The sequence below is a fragment of the Neochlamydia sp. EPS4 genome, from assembly GCF_000813665.1.
In the GTDB taxonomy this organism is placed as follows: Bacteria; Chlamydiota; Chlamydiia; order Chlamydiales; family Parachlamydiaceae; genus Neochlamydia.
Genome location: NZ_JSDQ01000037.1, coordinates 68953 through 94042 on the forward strand (window position 1 = coordinate 68953; position 25090 = coordinate 94042).

Below are 25090 nucleotides of genomic sequence, written 5' to 3' on the forward strand. Positions count from 1 at the left end.
CATTCATGTCAATTGAGTACATTTTGGGGAATCTATTCAAAAATAAACCAGAAATACCCATTGACAAATGCTGGGAGTTGCGTTTATCAACTTCCTTTAAAATAGAAGAGTCTTCTTGGAAGAGAAATCGTAATGATAGGTTTTTTGGTGATTAATTCAGTTTCCATGACCTATTTGTTCCCTAATGACGTTTTTGGAAATCCTTAAAATTCATCAGCAGAAATAAGTGAGGAATAAGGACCTCTGGTAAAGCTTTTAAAGTCTTTGAGTACAGCTTTTTTAGTATCGTTGTCTTTCCTAATTAAAACTCTTGTATGTTCAATTCGAGCCTGCCTATTATCTAATTCCTTTTGCAACAGAGGGAGTGTTTGTAAGATCAATCGTGTTATAATACCGTGCGAATGGTAAGTAGGAGGTACAGCAATTTGCTCTAATTCTAAGATTACTTATTGGCGAAACCCAATTTTCTCACTCCACTGGATATATCCCAAGATTTCTTTCTCAGCGGCTGCGACGAACAGCTTAATTCGAGGTTAAGCATTAAAGTTACATTTAATCCATTCCTCAGATAGAGCCTGCCAAGGAAAAGCTTTCCTGTGTACTTGGCTTACCTCTAAAATGTCCTCCGAATCCATCGGTCTAATTTGCATATGCAGTTGCCTCATCAAATAAGCCATTCATAATCTTTTAAATAAGCAACCGTTTGTGGGAGTGATTGCTTCTCCAGTATAGCTAAGTATTCTTCAGAACTTTTTGGAGGTTTTTTCAAGCTTAATCTGGTTTCTTGCACTGCTTTCATAACTTTGCTGGGACTCAAATCGATTAGATGTCTTAGAAATTCGTCAGGGTGCTGAGCATCAATCCCATATTTGGCAACAGCTGATGGAGGAAAATCCGATAAATTATGGGTCACAATAGTTTGTGCGTTTGCATTGATGGCTGCTTAATACCTGTCGATCATCTGGATCTGGTAGCTTCAAATTGCCAATCAGCTCTTCATAGTCAAAGACTAAACAATCTTTGACATGTAAGTCCATTTTGGTTCGTGTCATTTCCAGACGCTCTTCAGTCAAGTCCGATCGATTTTTTAAAAGGCTGCGCATCCATTCGCAATGAATATCTTTTGTCCATTTCGCTTGATAAAGATCTGTTAATGCGAATCGCATCAGAAGATCTCTTAGAGGAGCTGGATACAAGACGCATGAGTCATAAATCACGATAAAGCTAGCCATTTAATATCCCATATCCAGGTTTTGTGCTTCTTCAGCCAACTCATCTAGAGTTTTACGACGTGCTGCGTCAATTTTAGCCTTATAATCCATTAAATCTTGGAACAGAATTCGGCGTCTTGTCCCTACCTTACGAAAGGGAATTTTTTTTCTTCTAGAAGTCGAATCAGATAAGGGCGTGAAACGTTAAGTAAATCTGCAGCTTCTTGGGTTGTAAGTTCCGCATGCACAGGAATTAACGTGATTGCATTTCCTTCTGCCATTTGAGTGAGCACTGTCATCAACAGCTTAAAGGCTGAAAAAGGCAAGGTAACCGAACTCTGTTGAGAATTATCAGTTTCAAGTAGGATTTTAACTGTTTTTCCTTTCTGCAAGTCCATGGAAGAAAGGATACGGCTAGAAGCTCGAGCTAATTCTACCTCGCTTTCGCTAGGCATAATAGGCTCAGGTAAGTGAAAAGATTGCATGACCATAGATACTCCTATTAAATGGTCTTCTATTCTTATAATAGCATTTATTCGCAATGTAAGAAATAATCGAAACGAGATTGGCAGTAAGGTCATAGATGGTAAAGCTTTTTGGTTTTTTCGGACCACGCTAAGTGAGGGAGGGTCTTGCTATTGAGTAATGGGTATTATATTAGTTCTATTTATATTAGGGAGATAAAGGAGAGCAACTTTTTCTTTAAGTTCCCATCAATACTAGTAAATCCTCTCTAACCTTAGAAGGAACCTCTCCAGGGCGAAGGAGCCGAACATCTAAGAAGGCTTGAAGTTCATAGAGCTGTTTCATTCCTTCGATGAATTGGTTCAAGAACGCTCCGGTGCTGGGCATATTCCAGGACACTTCTCTAATATAAGGTAAGAGCCAAATCGGAAGAATTATTATGGCTAAAAAAGTTTTATCTACCCATGAAAGGCTTGCTCAAGATCCAGCTCGTAAGAAAAGGATTGGTGAAGAACACCAAGAGCTTTTATTATCTGAGTTGATCATTGCTTTAATAGAGGAAGATCATATTTCTGTTAGAAAGCTTGCCAAAGTAGCAGGCTTATCACCTTCTATCGTTCAAGACATCCGATCAGGCAAAAAGGATCACCTAACGCTTATATCCTTTGCAAATCTCATTTCTATTTTAGGATATTCTATTGTATTGGAAAAATTGCAGGATAATTAACGTACACCAAGAAAGTTATGAGCTCCCGGTTTGAGTAAGCACATCTACATCATTGTAATTAAAAAGCTTGAAAATATTATTTAATCCCGATAAGTTATCATCTTTAACGGTGCTTTACCCTTAGAATTGATTTAGGAGTTGTTTTATGATTAGAAGTTCATATCCAATACTTGACGAAGCTTTTTGTGCTATTCAAGGCTTTGCAGGAGCTCATCTTGTAAATGCCATTAAAGGTGCAAAGATTCTTAATCCTTCCACTGCAGCTATATGTTTTGCGGGTATTGCTTTAACAGAAAAGGTTGTTTATGAATTAAGTAAGCGTGTTATTCCTGGATCTACGATACTTTTAGGTCCCATCCCTATCAGAGCTAAAAATATTGTATCTTATAGTTTAGCTACCTATACCACATTTAAAATTATGAAATTAGCCGGCTTAATTTTAGCGATACCAAAAGGGATCGTAGTTATAAGTGCTGTCTGCTCAGTAGCTTTGGTAATAGGTGGTATCGCAACTATTATAAAACAGCCTTCTAAATCTTTTGATCAACGTCTACAATAGCATATTGCATCTACAACATGCACTCTTTACCCATGCAGCTTAAGGTGGTTTGTAACCTAATATCTAAGTCATCGGTTACTAGGGGCCTTCCCTAGTCTCTTATACAGCATCTTTGACCCGCCGTTGGCTTGTCAAAGTTCGTGGCGCACACTCATCAGCATAACTTTTTAAGCCCTAGGTTCTTCCTATTTTTAATTTGCTTTCATTTTATCTAAAGCGTAAGCTTTAACCCCTTCTTTGATTCAAAGAATAAAAGAATTTTTTAAGAAGATTTAATGCCATATTCCTCTAAAATTTTTTTAACTTTGCTGACGTTATCTCCTTGGATTTCAATATCTGCATCCTTGATTGCACCTCCGCACCCAAGCTTTTTTTTGAGATGAGAGGCTAGATGAATGAGCTCGTTAGAAGTCATATTTAAATTTAAAATAGTTGTTAAAATATTTTTACCTCTTTTGACTAAACGGATCTTTACGCCTTTCGGAGGCTTTGAAGAAGTTGGTTTGCTGGGTACCCATTGTCCTTCAATTGTAAAAGGCATATTTCCTCTTTAAATCAGTGTTAGATCAAGGTAAAAGCTTTTATTCTAAGCGCCCTAAACCCTTTTGGCGGCTCTTTTCAAACATCCATTTAAAAAGAAAAATAGAAAATGTTAGGTAAATAACGTTCAAAGTTAAGCTATAAAAAAGGTAGATATAAGGGAAGGGTTTTTCATCTAAAATACTTCGCATGCCCTCGAAAATATAGGTGGAGGGCAGGAGCCAGGAGATTTTCTGGGCCCATGCGGGCAAGATATTTACAGGATAAAATACAGCACTGAAAGGCGCAAATAGAAAACCGATCATCCAAGCCAACATTTCGACTTGATGGCCCCAGTAAATAATAATACTGGCGGCAACAAAGCCGAGGGTCCATCCAAACATAAGTAGCAAGATAGCAAAAGGAATAAATGGCCATCCCACGGTAAATACGTTTAATGTATAAAGTAAGTAGACTGTAACTGCTCCAAAGGCTACTGTTAAAATTAGCTTGCATAAGCAGAGTAATATCGTTCCTATTATCCATTCACAAATCTTTAAGGGAGTAGAAAAAAGGTTAACTAAGTTGCGATTCCAGAACTCTTGAAGAATATTTATAGAAATATCCACCGATCCACGCCAGGTCACTTGCCAAAAGATTAAAGCTGTCATAAGCACCAAAGGAAGATTGGCTACATGATTTTGATGTTGTATCCACCGTGAGGTTAAGCCCCAGAGAAGAATATCTACAAGAGGCCAGTAAAAGATATCGGATAGCTGGTTGGGTCCTTTAATCGCATTATAATAATAACGAAAGAAAACACCTTTGATTCTACTAAAGTTCATTGTTCTTCTTGGCTATATGGTGAAAGAAATCATCGAGAGAAGGCTCTTTTATTTTAATAGTGGCATAGTTTACTCCTTCTTTACTTAAAGCATGCAGAAAAGCAGGAATTTTATCTTCTTCGATGAGAATTTCGATATTTTGATGATCAACACTATATTTAAAACCAGCATTTGCAGCTACTGCTATGGTACGATTAAGGCCTGCATGTACGCATAATTTAACGTGAACGGCTGAAATGCTTTTAGCTAATTTTTCGGGAAGATCGTCAGCAATGATTTTACCCTCTTTAAGGAAAATTGTACGATCACAAACTTCCATGACTTCTTCCATTTTATGAGAGGAAAAAAGGATAGAAAGCCCCTTTTTATCTCTTTGTTCAAGAAGAAAAGAACAGATGTCGCTTGCTATATCAGGATCTAACGAAGCGGTAGGTTCATCTAAAAGCACTATCTGAGGATCAGTAAAAAAAGCTTTAACTAGCATGAGCCGAGTGACTTGCCCCGCAGATAATGAAGCTACCCGCTGATTCCTCTTTTCAAGGATTCCAAAGCGTTCTAAGAGGGGATCAAATTTTATAGCACTTTCCTTTCGGGTAAGACCATAGAGTAGACCAAAGACTTCTAGGTTTTCTTTAACGGTTAGAATCCAAGGAAGACTGGTGTAGGTGCTGGCAAACGAAACCTTCTCAAGGATTTCTGAACGAGTTTGAGCAAAGTCTTGTTGGAAATAAAAAATAGCTCCCGAAGTGTAGGCCAGTGTACCCAAAAGCATTTGAATTGTAGTCGTCTTGCCTGATCCATTAGGTCCTAGCAACCCTAAAATTTCTCCTTTTTTTAAATCAAAAGAGATTTTATCAATCGCTGTAAAAGGAATTTTTCCCGGGTAAATCTTTGTAAGATTTTGAACAGAAAGAACATTAATCATATAAGCTTTTTTATTCCCTCACATTAACTAGGATAATAACTTATATCACTCTTTAGGCTTTTCCCTCAATAGAGAGCAAAGCTTCCATTTTTTTAAAATGATTGCTTGCTAAAGATTATAATTTTTTTTATACAGGGTAAGTTTGCTATGTTTGCTGTAAGCCGAGTGCTTTTTTTTCAAGCGCTAATTTTAAAATATCTTAGAGATTCTTATCATGCTCATAGTAGCTTTTAAAATGCTAATAGGAGATAAAGCTAAATTTTTAGGTCTTATATTTGGCATTTTTCTTTCCAGTTTTCTAATTTGCCAGCAATCGGCTATTTTTTTAGGGCTAGTGGAACGTTCCTATCGACTCATCACAGACATACCTACCCCAGAAATTTGGGTGATGGATCCAGGAACTGAGCATATAGATAAAATACGCGAAATGTCTGACAGCCAAATCGATAAGGTTAGAAGTGTTCCTGGAATCCTTTGGGCAGCCCCGTTGTCGATGACCTATTTACCTTTAAAGCTTTCTAATGGGTTGTTCCATGAAGCTCAAGTGGTGGCAATCGATCAAAATTCTCTGTTAGGTGCTCCTCAACATATGGTTAAAGGGGTGGTGGAAAGCCTGCGACACGAGGGAGGCATTATTTTAGACCAACATGCTGTTCAAAAAGCTTTAGTGACTGATGGGGCCGATGGTAAACCTTCTTATCTTAAGCTAGGGGATAGTTTGGAAGTAGCTGATCAGTACGTTGTCGTTGTGGGCATCGCTCAATTAACCTTAGGCTTTTATCCTCAACCAATTATGTATATGGCCTATCAGCAGTATAAAAATCTAACGCCTTTTAAAAATCGTCATTTAGGTTTCATATTGGCCAGAGTACAGCCTGGAGAAAATGTCGAAAAAGTGGTTCAACATATAAAAGATCAAACTGGGCTTTCAGCTTTCACTCGAGAAGGATTTAAGTGGCGTTCCATCTGGTATTTCTTAGGTACAGGCGTGTTGATTAATTTTGGAACCACAGTCCTTTCAGGTTTTTTGCTAGGCATTGCTATTGTAGGTATTATGTTTTATATGTTAACGATTGACTCTTTGCCCTTTTTTGCCATGCTCCGTGCTCTGGGCGCCACCCCGCTTACCATAGCTCAGATGATATATTTCCAAGCTTTGGTCGCAGGAATCATAGGCTTTGGGCTAGGATTAGGGGCTGCAACTTTAGCAGGTCAAATGATTATCTTGTCGCAAGGTACGATTGCATTTCTATTTCCCCCCTTAATTTTATTACTTGCAGCTTTCACGATCGTTTCAATTAACTTATTGGCAGCCCGGATATGTATCCGCAGAGTTTTGAAAGAAGATCCTAAAATTGTAATGAGCAAATAGACAAAAATATGGCACAAGAAATAGCTGTTAGATGTCAAGATGTAGTAAAAAGTTATGGCACTGCTAAGATGCAACAGATGGTCCTAAAATACTTGACCGTTGACTTTTTTAGTGGCCAGTTAGCTTTTTTAATGGGCCCTTCAGGATGTGGCAAAACAACCTTTCTTTCTATCATAAGCACCATATTAAAAGAAGACAAAGGAAGGATCCAAATCTTTGGAAAAAATACTCGCGATTTGAATGAGGAAGAGAAAACTAAGTTCAGATGCGAAAATATTGGGTTTCTTTTTCAAAATTTTTATTTAATGCCCTCTTTAACTTGCATTGAAAATATTGAATTACCTCTTTTATTACAGAATAAGTCTAAACAAGAAGCAAGAAATCGTGCCTATGAAGCTCTAGCAGATATAGGTATTGCTCCTTTAGCCAATCGATGGCCTCAGGAGCTTTCAGGAGGTCAACAGCAGCGGATAGCTTTAGCTAGAGCTCTTATCCATCAACCTCAATTGATCATTTGCGATGAGCCTACCAGTTCTTTGGACCATGCAAACGGATTAATCGTGATGAATTTATTAAAGACGCATGCCTTAAAATCAAAAAATGCAGTGATTGTAGCTACCCATGATAAAAGAATATTAGAGTACGCTGATCGCATCATAGAATTGAATGATGGAATAATCGAGAAAATCTATTAATTTTTTTAAGATTTTTTAAGGGAGAATGAGAAGGTTTTTTAATTTCTTCTCACTTATAGCAAAAAGCCACTCCCGAGCAAGCTGTGGAGCTTTACAAAGAAGATGAGCTAAAAAATAAAAAAGGTTGTTTAAAGACTGGTGATAGCCTCTATGAAGATAAGAAAAAGAGCTGTTTTTTTATAAACCTTAAAAAGGGCCAAATAATAAGATTATTTAAAAAATGGCAAGGGGATGAACCAAAAACGAAAATATTTCATAGTTTTAGCTTTATTAGCTTTTATAGGGCTTTTAGCAGCTAACTGGATGGTCTTTTTTAAAAAAGAGCCTAAAATTCATTACTTAGAAGATCCTTACTTACATTTTATTGCTAGAAAAAATGCTATATTTGGTATGGGCATAGTCATTCCAAGAAGCGAAGAGGTCGCTATCCGAGCTTCTAATGAGCGAAGAATTGATAAGGTTTTTGTTAATGAAGGTGATAAAGTAAGCCTAGGTGATCCTCTGCTTCAATTAGAAAATAAAGAATTGCTTCATGAGATGGCAGCAAGCGAAGCAGCTTTAGCAAAGGCAGAGACGCAATTAGAGCGCTTACGAGCTCTTCCTAGAAGTGAAAACCTAACATCTCAGCAAGCTCTTCTCCATCAGTCTAAAGTAGAACTAGATGAAGCCGAAAGGCAACAACGATTAGCTCAAGATCTCCTAGCTAAGCAGGCGATAAGCCTCGGAGAACTTAATCAAAAGAATTATCTTGTAGAGGTAGAAAGAGCCAAATATGACTATTTAATGGCTCAACTTCAGCAATTGAAGGCAGGTGCTTGGCAACCTGATTTGGATGCAGCAAACTTTGAGGTGGAGTATCAAAAGGCTCTTTTAGAGCTTTCTCGCCAGAAGTTAGATGATACTTTAATAAGAGCTCCGTTAGAGGCCACGGTATTAAAGGTTAACATTCATGCGGGTGAGTTAGCTCAAGCCTCTAAAGCAGAACCTTTGATGATTTTAGGGGATATTGAAGAGTGTTTTGTAGAGGTGTCGGTTAATGAAGATGAAATCTCTTATCTTAGGCCTCACCAAGAGGCAATAGGTTTTTTTAGAGGAGAAAATCATAAGCCTATCCCTTTAAGTTTTGTAAAAATTAAGCCTCTGATGGTTCCTAAGAAAAATCTTACGGGCTCAATTATGGAACGTATAGACACGCGAGTAGTGCAGCTCATTTATCGCTTTAAAACCTCACAGAAATGTTTTTTTGTCGGTCAAGTAATGGATGTTTTTATACCAGATTCTAGAAATGACACCCACCATGAATAAGTTTTTTTACCTCAGCCTAGCATTAATAGCGATGAGTGGTATCTATACTAGCTGCCAGAGGATAGGCCCTGCTTATAAAAATCCTCAAATAAGGCTGCCTGATCACTGGGAGATAGGGCAGGATCAGATCTTACTTAAGCAAGTGCCTTCAGTGGTCCAAGAAGAGGATGAGTTACCTAACTGGTGGGCAGCGTTTCACGATGCGGTGCTTGAGAGATTGATCAATAGAGCTTTAGAAAATAATCCAGAAGTTCATATTGCTTATCAACGCCTTCAAGAATATCAAGCTTTATTGTTAGAATCTAGAGCGGATTATTTCCCTATGGTTCATATGGGCATGGGTCATACTAATGCAGTCTCTCCAGAAGATGGGATTCTTTTTCAGCAACCAAGCTTGATCAATTACTTAAAAACCCAAAATGTCAAAAACCAAAGACGTTATGATTTCTTTCATCTGGGCCCTATGGTTTCCTGGGAAATTGATTTGTTCGGAAGGCTTCGCAGTGAAAATTTGGCAAGAAAAGCAGAACTTGGGGCTTCCCATGAGAATTTGATGGCTATTCAACTTTCAATTACAGCAGAGATCTCAAAAGCATATCTTCGATTAAGAAGCATTCAACATCAATTGTTAGCTGAGGAAACCTATCAGCAAATTCTGCAAGCCCGAGCTAATCTTTTAAAGGAACGATTAGTACTTAATCATTCCTCTTTAGACTCAATCGCTCAGGTTAAAATAAAAATTTGTGAAAGTAAAAACGCCATCTCACAGTTTAAGAAATATTTCGAGCAATATAAACACCGATTACTTACTTTGATGGGAGAGACCCTATGGCCTTTTGAGGAAAATCTTTTATGCTATGCGCCTATGCCTCGGCCTAAGGTTCAGGTAGCTTTAGGGGTGCCTTCTGATTTATTGCATCAGCGCCCCGACATACGTCAGGCAGATCGCGAGCTAGCTGCTGCAACTTATCGTATTGGAAGAGTAATGGCCGAGGCTCTACCTCATTTTGCCTTAATAGGGAGTATTGGGGGAATGAGTAAGCAGCTCGCAGATATTTTAAGTTTTAAAAATTTGTATTGGCTATACGAGCCTTTAACCTCTTTTCCTCTATTCGATGCAGGCAAAAATAAAGCCACCGTAAATGTCTATAAAGCGCGTGCTAAAGTGGCTTTTTCCCATTATCATCAAAAGCTTTTAAATGCTGTGGAAGAGGTTCAGCTTGCTTTACATTCGCTGCAAAGTGAAGAAAAGCGGTTGGCAGAGAATAAAAATATCTATTCATATGCTGCTAGTTCTTTAAAGAGAGCGCATCTTCTTTACCAGCAGGGCATAGGTGATTTCGTTGCCTTTAATCTAGCAGAGGACGAGGCTCATCGACGGAAGATGCAATGGCTTGTAGCGGAAGAAGAATATGCGTTAAGTTATGTGACTTTATGTAAAGCCCTAGGAGGCAAAGCCAATTAATTCAAGAGGGCTCTTAAATCTTCATTTCAAGCCTTCTCTTGAGAAAGTAAGAGATTGAGCATAAAAGAGTAGATATTTATGGTTAATCGATAGAAAAAAGGTAAGCTGCTTTGCTTTTTAGTTGGCCTTCTAAGAAATAAGGACTAACCACTAAAGAGACTTTTAGCTTGCGGCGGCTTCTTCGTGCACAATGCTCGTTTTCTCTTCCTCAACGTTACCTTTATGGGGAGGTCTTAAAGGAGGGGTGCTTTTATCTTTTTTCAGCAAAGCTTCTTTTTTTCTTCTATCTCTTTGGCTTAACAGTTTTTCTTCGTCGTGTTGATCATCTGCAGGCCTAGCTTTTGCTTGTTGAAGAGTTTCTTCTTCTGCTTGGTCAGGAGTGACAGTTTCTGGCTGTTCCTGAGAAGGAGAAAAGTTTTTCTTCCACATCTCCTGAATTTGTTGAAGAGCAGTTGCCTTTTCCTCATATTTTTTGAGTTTAGCTTGTAATTCTTTATCTTGAGCCAAAGAATCGCTGTGTTGCAGCTGATAAAGGCGTTCTTTATAATACTCTACAGAGATCTGCTTAGGTGCTTCTAGCTTGCTATATTTTTTTAATATTTCATTAAGGCTACCAGAAGAGGTGGTGTTTAGAACAATAGCTTCTAATTTTCCTCGAGCCTCTTTTTTTGCTTGCCCCAGTCCTAAGTCAAGCGCATACTGCCCCAAGCGATTCAATTGATCATCATTAAAATGCTGCAGATATTTATGACGGCGGCCATCAGTCTGCATATTACTAGGAAAGAAGACTGTAAATTTTAATTCTTTACCTCCTACCCGGAGGATTTTTACCGCACTTTTTCCGTCGGAAGATATGTTAAAGCCCTGAAAAATCTTTTGTTGAGATTCTGCAGGCTGTTGAATCATAAGGCTTGGGCTAGCTTGATGAAGAGGATTAACCATAGAAGCTCCACGAGTTAAAAATAAGCATTCAAACACTATTATACTTGTTTATATAAATTAAGGATATAATTTTATTATGAACAGTCTTTTAAATATATAATAGGAAATTATTTCTTTCCGAATAAGAGAAAAGAATAAACTTATTCCGGTTTATGCAAGCGATCACGAGATAAGCTCAGCTTTAGATAGGATTCTGCGGGCATCTGCAAGGTCAAAATGTTTGCAAATATCTGCTTTTCTATTTCTTGCACACTTTCTGATTTGCATTATCTTCTTATTATCAAGAGTTTAAGTAGATTTCCTCCCTATGATCGCTTATCTGTTTATAGATATCCATAACTGATAGAAATCTTGTGTCGTAAATGATCTAATCACTTGGTTTGCTATAGTAGGGCATATACTAGCTCTTATCCCCTAAGCTATCAACATGGCTCTTGAGATATTCAAAATTTTGCTATCTTATTCATCTCCAGGGGGGGTAGAGGTTAACCCTGCTCGCTGATAGGCTAGCTGCCTAGAGAAAAAATCTTCTTTCAAGCTTCTTGTAGAGCTGCCTACCTTTATCATTTTTTCCCTAGCCTTGAATAAATTTTGAAGCATCATTTTTTAGTGCCTCTAAGGTTTGTCCGTCTCGCGGCTTTAGTCTTTCTCCTCTTTTTGGAGACATTAAAAGATTTATACTCTGAATCTAAAGAGGTTGGTCAAAAAGGCGGGATAACCAAAAATAAAAAAGTTAGGTTTTAAGGTTAAGGAAAGGTAAAGATCTATTGAGAGCTAGGGGAAGGCTCCTGCATCATCAATAAGTTCGATATTTTCAATGCCCTCTAGCTTACGTAGTTCATCAATTATTTCTATAAAGTGAGCTTGGGAAGCAGCCTTGAACAATAAATGAAAAATTTCTTTATCTCCTACTTTTTCTATTTGTAGGCGGCTAGAATCATAACGTTTATTTAAAGTGATTAAAATCTCTTGCAGGGAAGCTAAGTGAATAGCACCATTTTTGGCGCCAAACCGTAGACCTACGGCTCGATTTTTTTTGATAAATCTTTTTTCTAGAGGTTTTATTCCAGCAAGGATGACTAGAATAAGCAAGGTTGTGCTAACTGCTGCCAAGTAAAGCCCTCCTCCAATAGCTAGACCAACTGCCGCCACGGCCCATAAGCTTGCTGCTGTTGTCAGGCCGCGGATCACATTTTTTAAAAAAAGGATGGTGCCGGCTCCCAGAAAACCAATTCCGCTAACCACTTGGGCAGCTACGCGTGAAGGATCTAGATTAATTAGCCCTTCATGCACGACTTCATGGAAAGCGTACTGGGAAACAAGCATGATAAGGGTAGATCCTAGGCATACAAGCATATGCGTGCGTAGGCCAGCGACCCAGCTCAATCGTTCTCTTTCAAAGCCGATTAAGCCACCCAGCAAGCCTGATAGCAAAAGTCTTAAAATCATTTCCTCTGCAGGTAAGGCTGGAAGCATAAATATCTACCTTTAGTATGTTTACATTTGTTGATTAAGACTGATTGGATAATATTTTATCAATACTTTCAAGAATATTTTGATTTAAGCTTGTTTTTTTGCATAGTTTTAGAGGGAATATCATATAGACTACCGAAAGAAAAGGTGAGAAAAAGGGTGAATAAGGCAGGTTGCGTCTATACGATTTGACTTGATTAGAGCCCTAGCAGCTAGAATAAAGAGAGGAGATAAAAAAAGAAGAAATTGCTGGCAGTTAAAGTTTTCATAATTAGCCACTTGGTTACCGTGCTCCAGCTTGTTTTTTGAAGGTTTTATCCTGAAGGGTTGCTAATAATTTTAATCCAGGGCAGGCTAAATCCCGTTGGCCTAGAAAGAAGATCTTACGTTGCAAATTTTTTTATAAGCATGCAATCATGCTAGGATTATCTATAGGGCAGGTGAAAATAATCTTAGGAATTATATCGCTTAAAAACTTGTGAGAAAGATGTCCAATTTTCTAGCAAGTTTTGCTCTCTCAGTAAATTTTTTATACTTGAAAGCTTAAAGCGTCTATGTTTAGCAAGTCTCAAGCGATTAGCTTTCTAAAGTAGATACCAAGCTACAAAAATTTAGTAAAGCCTGTAACTTAGTATCTCTTTAGAAAAAATTGCTGCTTATCCTTTAATTTAAGGCTGAGGGGTACCCATCATCCCATAGCCGGATACCATAGTAATAATAAAAAGGATAAGAAAAACGATGAATAAAACTTTGGCGATAGTAGCGGCTATGCCTTCAATACCTCTGAAACCCATTAAACCTGCCACGATAGCAATAATCAAAAATGTTAATGACCAATATAACATATATATCCTCGCTGTTAGTTTTTATCATCCTAAGATGGTATATAAAAAAATTCAGTTTTTGTTTTAAGCATTTTCAAATGCGTAGGCCTTTACTTAATATATTTCTAGCTTTGAATTTTTTTAAAGGCTAAAAATTAAGACTTTTTGCATGTCATCGAGAACTTCTTTGCTTGATGGCTATCTTGCAAGGGCTTAGAGACATTTTAATATTAAATCAGCCTACCAAAATAACTTAGGTCTCAAATTTTAAGTGAGAAGCCTTTTCTAGAAGAGAGAAATTTTCTTCTCATGTGAGCTATTAAAGATAAAACTTTAGATTCAAGAAACGTTGAAGGGGCTACGAATGAACTTGCAAGCAATAAATGCTATTCTTCTTTAGCCAATTTTAAAGCCTTCTTCAATTAAGCTTGATGGGGATTGGAGCAGCCTCCTGCATGAGAATTTAATGTTTTAGCAATCATGTAGAGAATGGTTATAAATGCGTCTCGGCTCTTAAGGAGCTGAAGAAATAAAGTTACGGGGAAGGGCTTTTAAGTCTGTAGATAAAGACTATCTTTTTATCTTGCTATTGGAAATTAAATACCTTAAATTTTGATAAGGACTTTTTTAGATTACCCACCTAAAAACTAGCCTTCCGCAGCCTATAAAAATTACAGAATAAGCATAATTTTATAGCAAAGAGTGCGTGAAAAAAAAGCTTGGCTCCTAGCTTAACTTTGCTTTAATGGTAAGGAAAAATGCTAACCACTGATGTTATTTTAATCCACATAAGATCCTTTTTTGTCGCATCCTCAATTAATAATTTTACCTTTAGCTGGTTGCATTTGGCAAGCTTGCCTTTTAGCATATTGCCATAGTTGTTAGGTTTTTAAAGAGCTAGATAGTAAGGAAATTAGTGATGTTGCTATAGCTAATCCGACCCTCTAAAAGGTAGGTGGGCGTAAATACTCCTAAGATCCTAAACCAAATTCTTTTCCCTGTTTCACTAAAAAATATCTTTTGTAAAGTAGATTTTTTTAGCTGTCTTGTATTTAAAATAAGGGCGCGAAAATAACCTCTTCTTGACGAAATAAGAAAAAATCTCTAAAAATTCAATTTTAATTTTTGGGGAAAAATTTTAGGGATTTAAACTGTTTTTTATGAAGAAAGATAGATGCTTATTTAATAAGCTAAAGTGCCTTCTCCAGGAAAAACAGCCTCTCAGTAACAATCAAAGAAGTTAAAGAATTTATATGCAAATCACTCACCCGCTAGGCCCTTTGCAGCGCGTTTTCCATCAAGAGCCCGTCATAGAATCTGAAGGCTCTGACAGCGATGTCTCTTTTTCACCTTTTACAGAGCAACACTGCGCTACTCCTTCTTTATCTCCTCTTTGCCCCCAAATATGGCCTCAAATGCCTATGAAAAGCACACAGGAAGAAAAGCTTTTAAAGGAGCGTTTAATAAATTATTTAGGCCAAGAAAAAGATCTCCTAGGAGAAACCATAGCCCACCTTCATGCCGAATCTTCTCTTTATACTGCCAAAGAAAGAAATAAACTGGCTAAGCTTGTGCCTAATCTTAAGTTACCTTGGTTTATAGTCACGGAAGAACAAAGAAAGGAGATAATTGAACAGGGAATAAGCGTGGCTTTCTACCCACGTTTACAACCTTTTCATAGAGTCTTAGCTACTATTGCAGATACTATCACTTCAATTACCACTCCCTCTTTTAAAGATAAACTAAAAATCTTAGAGACCTATTATACTAACTTTATAACCCAGCTCCTTGAGGCTTCCACCTTAGAGAAGCGAGAAGCTTTACTAGCCTTGAAAGCCCAGGTCTGTGGAGATTCTGTGGGTTTTCTTCTCCTCGATATAAATAAAGCTCTTGCTATGCTCTCTATGGATGATCTAGGGCTGCCTTGCCGTACCAATACGCATGGTAGGCATGCAGTTGCTTCTTTAGGCGGTTTACATTGCAAAGGTAATCCTAAAGCGGCAATTATTTCTGATTATTTGAAGCCGGCTTGGGAGTATGCTGCTACTTCTTTAACCCAAGCTTTTTCGCCAAAATCTCTAATTGCCGCGCCTACCTCTTTCCTTAAAATTTCAAATATTAGGATTTTCAATTGGCACGCCTCACCAGATGAGGAAGCCAAACAGATCTTTAATGAGCAATTATGGCAAGGCAAAACCTCTTTTCAGATCTTTAAAGAATACCCTCAGCTTACAGAGAGATTATGTAAAGCTACTGACTACGAGTCTTATACAGTGCAGGTGGGCTATACAATAGGTCATTCTCTTGAAGCCGAACGCCCTCCAGCAATTTTGCTCGTAGACCTCATCAGTATCTTAGAAATCTTTGATTTATTATGCGATGAACTAACGGCTGAAGAGCTTATTGAAAGCTGGCCTTATTTCTTAGAAGAAGCACATAAGCCTTACTCATCTGCTCCTGAAAAGCTTTTCCATGCTTATAAAACATGGGTGGAGCAGCTGCCAGAAGAGTTGCGTTTAAAAGAATTTTCCTGCACAGGAGATTTTAGCTTAAAATCTGACGAGCAAGGCCTGGACATTTTTCGTAAAGACTTTTTAGAAAATAAGGAAGAAAATAATTTTTGGCAGCTTTTAACCATACTAAAGTTACATCCTACGCTAGCTGCAAATGCTTCTTTAGCTTCTTTAGTTGAGCTACCTTTAGCTTTACGCTGGATCGCTAAGCTTTTTCCTAAAAAATCTATAAAAGAGCTTTTTCGTCATCTTCCACCTTTATTACAAAAAATTGATAAAGAGGCTTTTAGCAGCTTAATCCTGGCCAGTCTCTTTATCCTACCTAATGATGGCAAAGCCGATAACTATATTGTAGAACTTGTTTGGAAAGATCAAGAGCTAGAAGGCTTAAAGCTTGTCTGCATTGATAATGATCAAGCTTTTGAGCCTGCGATTATTCCAGCAGAAAAAGGGCATGAAATTCATTTAAAATGCCTGCCTCTATTGCTGAAAGGATGCATGGACCAACCTATTGCCCCCTTAAATAAAGAATTTCTAAAAAATTTAAACCCCCTCGATTTTTTGCTGCACTGGATTAAGCGACTAGACCAAAGAAATCAACAATATAAAAGGCTTATTCTCCAAAAGCAGTTAACAAACAAAGATTTTTTAGATGAGACAGCTGAAAAAAAGTTGGATATTCCCCTTTTATTGCCGAAGGGACTATTGACTATATTTTTTAAAAAACTGCAGCTATTGCAGGATAAGCTTAAGCAAGATTTAGTCACTCACCATGATCTTTTTAAGGTTTTAGAGCCGACCGCCTTTGCCTGCTACCAAGTTCTTATGCAAACACATGCCAATCCACTCGACGCCTTACTATCTCTGCACCATCAAAGCACAACTGTTGAAGCTCTGGTCGGCTCTGCACATTTATCTTCCCTCAAAGCTTTACCGTATCTGATCTCCCTTGAAGAAGAAGTGGGTGCTTTTTTATCCTCATTAGATTGGTCCAATCGTATTCTTACCCAGCTTACTCCACTAAAAGCTGTTGCTAATCTTTCGTTTTGTCCGCCTTTGCCTCTTTCCTTGGCACAAAAGCAAAATTTGTTGTTTACGGCTATCGACCTAGGTAGGGCTTCTTTGGTTAAGCTAGCTCTTCAACTAGGAGCTGAAATCAATCAAGCCGATGAAGCAGGACAAACAGCTTTACATAAGCTTATGCGCATCTATCACTTACCTAACTTGGAGGAAGCGCAGATTTTCTTAATCGCAGAACTTTTGTTGGCACACGAAAAGCTTGATCCTAATGTTTTAGACGGACAGAGCTCTCCTCCTATTTTTCCTTTAATTAACCGTGCCTCTTATGCATCTTGCCGCTTTAGTGTTTTATTAGCCAAGCTAGTTAAGAGGGGAGCGGATTTGGACTACCCAGATCTTCTTCGTCAAGAGGAGACGCCGTTAGAAAAAGCTATGGCTGAAGACAACCTCTTTATATTCATTGAGCTAGCTAAAAATGGGGCTGGTGCTAAAGCCCATCCCTCTAAGATTTTAAAATTTGTTAATAAACATGCCCATGACCCTCATCTCGAGCAAGTTCTTTCCTGCCTTGAAGCTCAATTACCAGCCTTCGCTTACCTACGCTCTCTTGCTGTCTTTACTTCAAGAGCTACGGGTCAAGGATTTGAATGGGAAGGCGTCGATTCCGGAAAAGCAAAGTTACATCCCCACGTCGTGCAGCAACTTCCGCTTGATGCAGGCTTAGAATTTTATAAACTTCCTCGTACATATGGACGCAGTGCTGTTGTAGCGGTTAGCTATCTGCATCGTAAGCTTCATTTTAAGCCTTATCCTGAGATGGCAGGAATGGAGTATGCGGTAGGAAGGCTTCATCGCTTGATTATTGGGCATGGCGTTCCCGAGACTGAATTATTCAAATGCTACAATATTCGTCATCACCCTTATCCTCTGTTAGTTTCAGAAACAAGTGAAGGAAAGAATTTAGATGAGGTCTTAAAAGCAGGCAGCACTTTAACCAATCTAGATTTGCATCGGGTGCACAATATGATGCTCTTAGCTATGTTAGTTAATCCGGAGGATGGTAAACCCGATAATTACATCTTGCAATCCTTTACTAATCATCAAGGTGAGAAAAAAGACCAAATCGTAAGTATCGATAACGACCATGCTTTTCTTCCCTCTTTTTCCAAGGATGGAAAACTGAAAGTTAAATGTATCTTATTTTGCTTAAATCAAATGCACACTGCTCTTCATTCTGAAACGAGAAAACTTTTCCTAAAAATTAAGCCCCTAGAAATATTGCAAACTTGGCTAAAGAATCTCAATGAGCAGCAGCAGCGCTATGAGAGTCTCTTTAACGAAAAAGAACGAGATTATGTGTATGCTTATAACAAGCAAAAACCTGTGATTTCTATTCTTTTGCCTCCAAAAACTATTGTTAGAATTTACCAAAAACTTACCTGTATGCAGCATGCTATAGAAAGCAATGCCGTGATAACTCCTCTAGAACTTCTCTTCCGCTTAGATCCTTCACTGGGAAAATATTATGCCCACCTTTTGCAAGATACAACAGCTTCTCCTTACGAGCGCTTTCTGAAGGGACCAGGACATTTCTATGATAAAGCTCAGCAATGCTTAGTAACTAGTAGTACTACCAATTCACTTTTAAAATCAAGCAATATACCCGCTAAAGATCTAACCAGGCATGAAAAGCGCTATTTGCCTCAAGAGGCTTTAAAAGAACTAGAGATGCTGATCAGCCAAAGCTGTCCTCGCCATCTTCAAGCGGTCGCCGCTGCTATAAAAAAAGGAAATATCGAACCTTTTCAAGAACTTTTAACCGATGGCTTACGTGAAGCTGCCCTAGCTTTCTTAAAAATTTCTAAGCAAAAGCAAGAGCTAGCTTTGCTTAAAGCTATGGCTGCTTCTTCTTTCAACAGTTTGTCTTTAAAAAATTGTAAATCTTTAGATAGATCTCTTTTAAAACGGTTATTAGAAGCTTCTAAGGTTCTTACCAAGTTAGATGCTAGTCATTGCGATGCCTTAAAATCTTTTTCTTTTGTAGAATTGCCTTGCTTAAATTATCTTGATTTGTCTAATTGTAAGCGTCTTTCTAAGCTGGCTTTAAAAGCTCCCAACTTGCGTTTTCTTGCTTTAAAAAATAATGCAGCATTAACCTCTCTACAGCTAGAAGCCCCTTCTCTAGAAGAGCTTGATTTAGAAGGATGCGTAAATCTTCCTGCCCATCAGGTTGCATTGCTCATCGAGACCTATCCACGTCTTAGAAGTTTAACGTTACCTCACCGCGATCCTTCCTTGCTAATGCGGTACAATCTCCCTCCTTCTTCTTTAGCGATTACCTTGCAAGTTAGAGCCTTATTTGAGAATACTCTTCGCACTCTTCAGATTACCCAAGAGCTTCTCTCAGAAGAAGAATGTAAAGCTTTAAAAGAGGGTCTTAGGCTAAATTCTTCGCTTCAAGAGGTAGACCTTTCCGGCTTTCCAATAACTTATCCATTTGCTATGGCTTTAGCACAGGTCATAGAAAATAACCAGACGCTCAATCGGCTGAGCTTCTGGGGTAATGAGATAGCTTATCCGGCAGCAATCCCTTTAGCAAAAGCTCTAAAGGGTAAACCTTCAATTACCCATTTAAGACTCTATGATATACCGTTAGACTCTCAAAGTATCATGGCTTTTGCTGAGGGGATAAAAAGTAATTCCTCGCTTGCCATTCTTGAACTTAGTGATAATCAACTAAATGAAGAAGGATCTATCGTTTTTGCTAAAAGTTTAGAAAGAAACTATTCGCTCACAGAGCTAAACTTCTCTAATAATCAACTGGCAGATGGAGGCGCTATTGCTTTAGCTAAATCCCTAAAGGGCAAGACCTCAATTACTAAGCTTGTTCTCGAAAATAATCGCATAGAGGATGAAGGTGCTCTTGCTTTATCTAAAGCCTTAAAATACAATCCTTCAATCAGCGAGCTTATTCTTAAGATTAACCTGATACGCGACAAAGGCGCTACTGCTTTAGCTAACCTTGTGGAAAGCAATAGGTCGCTCACTCATGTCGATATTTTGCACAATTTGGTAGACGATGCGGAGGTTATAAAATCCCTAACCTCCTTATTATTAAGGAATAAGAATACTCTCATTTAAGATAAATTTTCGCTTCATTTTATTATCCTCCCTTACGTAAGCCAGGGTTTCTTTTGTAAATTTTCGATTTTCTTCCATAGTTCGCCTTCTTGGGTAGGCTTCATAGATTTTCGCTAGACCCCCACTTTTTAAGAAAAGGGGAATTTCATTAGAGATATGTTTTTTCCCTAGCGCGTTCACTATTTTAATCATCCATTTTTTTCGTAGCAGAAGTTTGGTGTCGATAAGATGTTTATCCTTTAGCTTCAGGACACCTACTATCAAATTGGCCAGAAGGATGGTAGAGTAAGTACTTAAAAGATTGATGAAGGCTGGAAAAAGCCCGATCTAGCATAGTAGGAGCACTCATGCTCCCCAATATATTTGGGAAAGCTTCTAGCTGCTAATCATTAGCTTAAATTTGCGCAGGCGTAAATATAACATTAAGGGGCTTAAAGTTTAGGAGTTAATCGCCTGGTAGATTAATTTTTGTCTTCGTTGGCCATATAGCCATTTGCCAGGAGCAAGAAAATGTAACAGCGTCTACTTAAGTAATCTATTGTTTGTACAACTGGACAAATCTATCTCACTTATGGTAAATTGTTATCTATTATTTAAAAAAAAGCAGAGTTTAAGGAATTTTTATGGCACAAATTAGTACAAATGAGTTCAAAGCTGGGATAAAAGTGGAAGTGGATGGACAACCTTATACAATTGTAAGCAATGAATTTGTTAAGCCCGGCAAAGGACAAGCTTTTAATCGTGTGAAATTAAAGCATCTTACTACAGGCCGTACGATTGAGCAGACTTTTAAATCAGGAGATAAAGCAGATGTGGCCGATGTAGTTGAAGCTGAAATGCGCATGCTTTACAAAGAGGCCGATGGGGTAGTCTTTATGGATGATAAAACATTTGACCAGGTTAAAATCCCTTTTGTAAGCATAGGCGATAATGCTCAGTGGTTAATGGAAGATCATTTGTATTTTATAGTATTTTACAAAGGGCAGCCGGTTACACTAGAACCTCCTACTTTCATCGACATGATTGTAACTGAAACCTCTCCAGGAGCGCGAGGAAATACAGCTTCTGGTCGTGTGTTGAAGCCTGCTGTGGTAGAAAGTGGCGCTAAAATTCAGGTGCCTATCTTTGTGGAACAGGGTGAAAAAGTTAAAGTTGATACGCGCACTGGCGAATATGTTTCTCGCGTTTCATAGATGGCTGCCCAGTTAAATAGAGTCAAGATCCTTAGGGATCGGGCCTACATGCTAGCCCAAGCACGAGAGTTTTTTGCCAAGCAACAAATCCTAGAAGTGGATTGTCCTATTCTTACTCAAGGGGCTTCTATTGATGCTAATATCGATTTAATTCCTGCCCGCTATGCAAACCTTGAAATACGCTATATGCATTCTTCCCCAGAATATGGGATGAAAAGGCTTCTTGCAGAAGGAATGAGTGATATTTATCAGCTATCACATGTTTTTCGTGACGCTGAATTTAGCTGTAAGCATAACCCTGAATTTATGATGGCCGAGTGGTATCGTTTAGGTGTCTCTTATGAATTTATGATTGCAGAAGCTTTAGATTTTGTTCGTCTGTTCTTGGGTCCCTTGCCTGCTTACACCATAAGTTATCGTGAAGCTCTGCAGGAATACGCTAATTTAGATTATGTTAAAGCTTCTATTCCTGATTTGATAGAATATTTGCAGAATAGAGGTATTCAACCCTACGTCCAGATTGAAAAAGAAGGGAAAGATGCTCTTTTAAATCTTATTTTAGCTATGGTGGTTGAACCGCAATTAGGAAAAGATAAGCTTTGTGTTTTGACTGACTATCCTGCCACCCAAGCGGCTCTCGCTCAGACAAAATGGCAAAATGACGAGCAGATCGCGGAACGGTTTGAGATTTATTACGCCGGCTTAGAACTTGCTAACGGCTATCATGAGCTGGGAGATGTAGGTGAGCAGCGTAAGCGTTTGATGGAAGCAAATCAAATAAGGGATAGTTTAGGCAAAAATCAGCTACCCATTGATGAAGCTTTTTTGGAAGCCTTAAAAAAAGGTTTTCCTGATGCTTGTGGCGTTGCAATAGGTTTTGATCGCTTGATGATGCTACGCCATCAGGCTTCTACGATTGCCGAGGTCATTCCCTTTGCTTGGGCTACAGCTTAAGAAATTGCCGCTAGATCTATTGTTTGGCCATTGATAGGTAGACCTTATTATGTTTTATAGGGCTTAAATTTGTTTAAGGCTGTCGCAGGAGGACGCAATGGATAAAAATAATGATAGTACCCAAACTTCTAAATCCTTACCTTGGTATAAAGAAGGCTTACGTTTTCAATGTACTGAATGTGGTAAATGCTGCACAGGCTCGCCAGGATACGTATGGATAACAGAACTAGAGATGCAGGCAGTTGCTAAGCTGTTAAAGATGTCTTTAGAGATGTTTAAGAAAAAATACACCCGTCAGCGCGAGAATCGATACTCACTAATTGAAAAGAAAAACTTTAACAATGAATATGATTGTATTTTTTTAAAAGATAAAAAATGTTCTATCTATCAAGAACGCCCACGGCAATGTCGCACCTTTCCGTGGTGGAAAGAGAATCTTGCTTCGGAAGAGAGTTGGAAAGCAGCGGCACAATATTGCGAAGGCATCCATGAGGAAGCTGCCCTTGTTCCTTATGAAAAAATTGAACAACAACTCCACCTCAATCAAAATTCATTGATACAGAAAAGCTAAATGCTTTTATTTAAGATTGCTGTTAGGTAAGCTTAAATAGTCCCACCTTTGCTATTGGCTGATCGATGCTCATTCATTAAATTTTTTATCTTAGGATGGAACTATCATCAATCATAGCTGGTGCCAGGGTGGGTAGTTTTTGTGATCTGCTATAAGCTTTTTCTATAACTTCCATCTCCATGGCCTATAGATATCCAATGAAAAAGCTGGTATGTTCTATAAAAAAGCACCTCATAGACTTTTCTAATGGCTTTTATAGGACTAGTTTGCCTAAGCAAGCCGCTAGACTGTTTTTATATCTAGCTTGCCTATTTTGCTTTTTCCATGTATATGAATACCTCTAAAAAGCAACTAAAAATAGGCATAAAGCTTAAAGGAGACCCTACCATGAATCCTAGCTCATCTATCACCCTTGAACATCTACCTAATGAAATACTTGCTCCTATTTTAGAAGCTTGCGTCACACCTTCCTTATTTAGCGTTTGTACAAGATGGCGACATTTACTAGCTACAGAAGTCATGCCCACCCTTTATAAGCAAATAGGTAAGATGCATGTTCCCCATGGTGATGTTTACAAGCAGGCTTTTATTATAGATAGGATTTATAAGCTAGAAGAAGATCTTTCTGTAACAGAAAAGGTAAATGCAATCTTTAGACAAACCTTTGTTTTAGCTAGCCCTCTTTCACCTTTAGATTTAGAGCTTAAAGATAAACCTAAGGAAAAAAGATATATTACTCTAACTAATTACTGCTCTTATCTTGTAAACATTAACCGCCTTTTAATGTGGAAAAAAATCCCTGGTGGAGAAGAACACTTAGGCCAAGAAGCAATCAAATATTTGCCTTTGCAAGCAAAAGGAAAGCTATTTAGAGATTGGATTGAAAGATATGGCAAAGATATTACAAGCTTAGATTTAACTGAATCTGGCCTGACCTTTCTACTCCCAGAGATAGGGTGTTTATCGCAGCTGAAAAAGCTTAATTTAAACAATAACCAGCTTACCACTCTTCCCGTAGAGATAGGGCATCTATTTCAGCTAGAAGAGCTTTACTTAGATAATAACCAGCTCACTACTCTTCCTATAGAAATAGGACAGTTATCGCAACTGCAATCCCTTAAATTAGGAGGCAACCAGCTTGCCACTCTTCCGGCAGAAATAGGGCAGCTATTTCAGCTAGAAGAGCTTTACTTAGATAATAACCAACTGACCATTCTTCCGGTAGAGATAGGGCAGCTTCCTCAGCTGCAATGGCTTTACTTAAAAAACAACCAGCTTACCACTCTTCCCTCAGAGATAGTGCAGCTATCGGAGCTAAAAGGACTTTACTTAGATAGCAACAAGCTTATCACTCTTCCTGCAGAGATAGGGTATCTATCACAGCTACAATACCTTTACTTAAATAATAACCAACTTACCGCCCTTCCTTCAGAGATAGGGAAGCTATCGCAGCTAGAAGGGCTTTACTTAGACAGCAACCAGCTTACCTCCCTTCCTGCAGAGATAGGACAGCTACCAAATCTCTACATCCTTTACTTAAATAATAACCACCTTGCCACTCTTCCTGCAGAAATAAGGCAACTACCGCGGCTACGAGAGTTACGATTAAATAATAACCAACTTACCACTCTTCCAGTAGAGATAGGGCAGGTATCACAGCTGCATAGCCTTCATTTACAAAACAACCAACTTAGCACTCTTCCGGCAGAGATAGGGCAGCTGTCTCAACTGCAAAGACTTGAATTAAACAGCAACCAGCTTACGGCTCTTCCTGCAGAGATAGGGTATCTATCGCAGCTGCAATACCTTTTCTTAAATAACAATCAACTTACCACTCTTCCAGTAGAGATAGGGCAATTATCTCAGTTGCAATGGCTTTACTTACACAATAACCGGCTCACCACTCTTCCAGCAGAGATAGGGCAGTTATCACGGCTGCTATGGCTTCACTTACACAACAACCAGCTCACGACTCTTCCAGCAGAGATAGGGCAGCTATCCCAGCTGTTAGACCTTAACTTGAATAATAATCGACTTAGCTCTCTTCCTGCGGAAATAGGTTACCTGCCAGACTGGTTAAATGTTAATCTAAATGGAAATCCACTGGAAAGTATTCCGGAGAAAATAAAGCAACGTTTTAGGCTATAACTGGAAAAATTTGCATTTGCAACAACTTATGTAGTAAAGAAATAAATTGATGAGCTTAGAAGATGCTGAGAATATAGCTAAGCTTCCGATAGCATCCCGAGGTGGAGAGGATGTCACTCTGCTAAAAGATAGAAACAATTTCTAATGGTCTTTTGCATTGCTAGCCTGCCTAAGCAAGCCGCTAAACTGTTTTTAAATCTAGCTTGCCTATTTTGCTTTTTCC

General features: G+C 38.4%; 19 protein-coding genes and 2 pseudogenes. 11 read left to right on the forward strand and 10 right to left on the reverse strand.

All coding sequences use genetic code 11. The annotated features are described in order from the left end of the window. Nucleotides 1-664: 664 nt before the first annotated feature. From DB42_RS11825 to DB42_RS11685, 3 genes and pseudogenes are all read right to left on the reverse strand, one after another. Nucleotides 665-1232 (reverse strand): annotated as a pseudogene (locus DB42_RS11825) (PIN domain-containing protein). Then, nucleotides 1233-1696: pseudogene (locus DB42_RS03320) on the reverse strand (helix-turn-helix domain-containing protein). Between the two features lie 217 nt (nucleotides 1697-1913). Continuing rightward, nucleotides 1914-2042 carry a hypothetical protein gene (locus DB42_RS11685; protein ID WP_255359353.1) on the reverse strand — a complete coding sequence of 43 codons (129 nt, stop codon included), beginning with the start codon at nucleotides 2040-2042 and terminating at the stop codon, nucleotides 1914-1916. Between the two features lie 73 nt (nucleotides 2043-2115). Here DB42_RS11685 and DB42_RS03325 point away from each other — a divergent pair, with 73 nt between their 5' ends. Continuing rightward, nucleotides 2116-2403, forward strand: coding sequence for a hypothetical protein (locus tag DB42_RS03325; RefSeq protein ID WP_044881725.1), 288 nt, complete (start codon nucleotides 2116-2118; stop codon nucleotides 2401-2403). 145 nt (nucleotides 2404-2548) lie between these two features. Next, entirely contained in the window at nucleotides 2549-2962 is a 414-nt protein-coding gene (locus tag DB42_RS03330) for a hypothetical protein (protein ID WP_044881726.1), read from the forward strand. A 262-nt stretch (nucleotides 2963-3224) separates the two neighbouring features. On the opposite strand, the gene DB42_RS03335 is transcribed toward DB42_RS03330, so the two are convergent. Genes DB42_RS03335 through DB42_RS03345 form a run of 3 tightly spaced genes read right to left on the reverse strand, consistent with a single transcriptional unit; the run spans nucleotide 3225 to nucleotide 5251 of the window. Beyond that, nucleotides 3225-3503 (reverse strand): translation initiation factor, encoded by a 279-nt coding sequence (locus DB42_RS03335; protein ID WP_044881727.1) that lies wholly within the window; start codon nucleotides 3501-3503, stop codon nucleotides 3225-3227. Between the two features lie 40 nt (nucleotides 3504-3543). Continuing rightward, entirely contained in the window at nucleotides 3544-4326 is a 783-nt protein-coding gene (locus DB42_RS03340; RefSeq protein ID WP_044881728.1) for an ABC transporter permease, read from the reverse strand. Next, nucleotides 4316-5251, reverse strand: coding sequence for an ABC transporter ATP-binding protein (locus DB42_RS03345; protein ID WP_052435950.1), 936 nt, complete (start codon nucleotides 5249-5251; stop codon nucleotides 4316-4318). Before DB42_RS03345 ends, DB42_RS03340 begins: the two co-directional genes overlap by 11 nt. A 214-nt stretch (nucleotides 5252-5465) precedes the next feature. On the opposite strand from DB42_RS03345, the gene DB42_RS03350 reads away from it, so the two are divergent. The 4 genes from DB42_RS03350 to DB42_RS03365 all read left to right on the forward strand — a co-directional run bounded on the left by DB42_RS03350 (nucleotide 5466) and on the right by DB42_RS03365 (nucleotide 10088). Then, nucleotides 5466-6623, forward strand: coding sequence for an ABC transporter permease (locus DB42_RS03350; RefSeq protein WP_044881729.1), 1158 nt, complete (start codon nucleotides 5466-5468; stop codon nucleotides 6621-6623). A gap of 8 nt (nucleotides 6624-6631) precedes the next feature. Then, a complete protein-coding gene (locus DB42_RS03355; protein WP_042242691.1) occupies nucleotides 6632-7318 on the forward strand; it encodes an ABC transporter ATP-binding protein in 687 nt (228 codons plus the stop codon). Nucleotides 7319-7549: 231 nt separating this feature from the next. Then, the gene (locus DB42_RS03360; RefSeq protein ID WP_044881730.1) at nucleotides 7550-8623 is read left to right on the forward strand and encodes an HlyD family secretion protein; all 1074 of its coding nucleotides are present in this window, start codon (nucleotides 7550-7552) and stop codon (nucleotides 8621-8623) included. Next, nucleotides 8616-10088 carry an efflux transporter outer membrane subunit gene (locus DB42_RS03365; protein WP_044881731.1) on the forward strand — a complete coding sequence of 491 codons (1473 nt, stop codon included), beginning with the start codon at nucleotides 8616-8618 and terminating at the stop codon, nucleotides 10086-10088. Before DB42_RS03360 ends, DB42_RS03365 begins: the two co-directional genes overlap by 8 nt. Before the next feature lie 162 nt (nucleotides 10089-10250). Here the strand turns inward: DB42_RS03365 and DB42_RS03370 are convergent, their stop codons facing one another. The 4 genes from DB42_RS03370 to DB42_RS10825 form a co-directional block, all read right to left on the reverse strand. Beyond that, nucleotides 10251-11030 carry a hypothetical protein gene (locus DB42_RS03370; RefSeq protein WP_044881732.1) on the reverse strand — a complete coding sequence of 260 codons (780 nt, stop codon included), beginning with the start codon at nucleotides 11028-11030 and terminating at the stop codon, nucleotides 10251-10253. 459 nt (nucleotides 11031-11489) lie between these two features. Further along, nucleotides 11490-11633: a hypothetical protein gene (locus DB42_RS11155; RefSeq protein WP_155117406.1), complete on the reverse strand. Its 144-nt coding sequence runs from the start codon at nucleotides 11631-11633 to the stop codon at nucleotides 11490-11492. 171 nt (nucleotides 11634-11804) lie between these two features. Next, a complete protein-coding gene (locus DB42_RS03375; protein ID WP_044881733.1) occupies nucleotides 11805-12506 on the reverse strand; it encodes an MgtC/SapB family protein in 702 nt (233 codons plus the stop codon). Between the two features lie 665 nt (nucleotides 12507-13171). After that, nucleotides 13172-13348 carry a DUF1328 domain-containing protein gene (locus DB42_RS10825; RefSeq protein WP_079979973.1) on the reverse strand — a complete coding sequence of 59 codons (177 nt, stop codon included), beginning with the start codon at nucleotides 13346-13348 and terminating at the stop codon, nucleotides 13172-13174. 1232 nt (nucleotides 13349-14580) lie between these two features. Between DB42_RS10825 and DB42_RS03380 the strand changes: the two genes are divergently transcribed. The 5 genes from DB42_RS03380 to DB42_RS03405 all read left to right on the forward strand — a co-directional run bounded on the left by DB42_RS03380 (nucleotide 14581) and on the right by DB42_RS03405 (nucleotide 24867). Continuing rightward, on the forward strand, nucleotides 14581-20001 hold the full coding sequence (locus DB42_RS03380) for a hypothetical protein (protein ID WP_044881734.1): 5421 nt from the start codon (nucleotides 14581-14583) through the stop codon (nucleotides 19999-20001). 623 nt (nucleotides 20002-20624) lie between these two features. After that, nucleotides 20625-21194, forward strand: coding sequence for an elongation factor P (gene efp / locus DB42_RS03390; RefSeq protein WP_039386112.1), 570 nt, complete (start codon nucleotides 20625-20627; stop codon nucleotides 21192-21194). Continuing rightward, nucleotides 21195-22148, forward strand: a complete 954-nt coding sequence (gene epmA, locus DB42_RS03395) for an EF-P lysine aminoacylase EpmA (protein ID WP_042241411.1) — start codon at nucleotides 21195-21197, stop codon at nucleotides 22146-22148. A 97-nt stretch (nucleotides 22149-22245) separates the two neighbouring features. Next, nucleotides 22246-22719: a YkgJ family cysteine cluster protein gene (locus DB42_RS03400; protein ID WP_044881736.1), complete on the forward strand. Its 474-nt coding sequence runs from the start codon at nucleotides 22246-22248 to the stop codon at nucleotides 22717-22719. A gap of 387 nt (nucleotides 22720-23106) precedes the next feature. After that, nucleotides 23107-24867, forward strand: a complete 1761-nt coding sequence (locus DB42_RS03405; RefSeq protein ID WP_202965070.1) for a leucine-rich repeat domain-containing protein — start codon at nucleotides 23107-23109, stop codon at nucleotides 24865-24867. The last annotated feature ends 223 nt before the right edge of the window (nucleotides 24868-25090 follow it).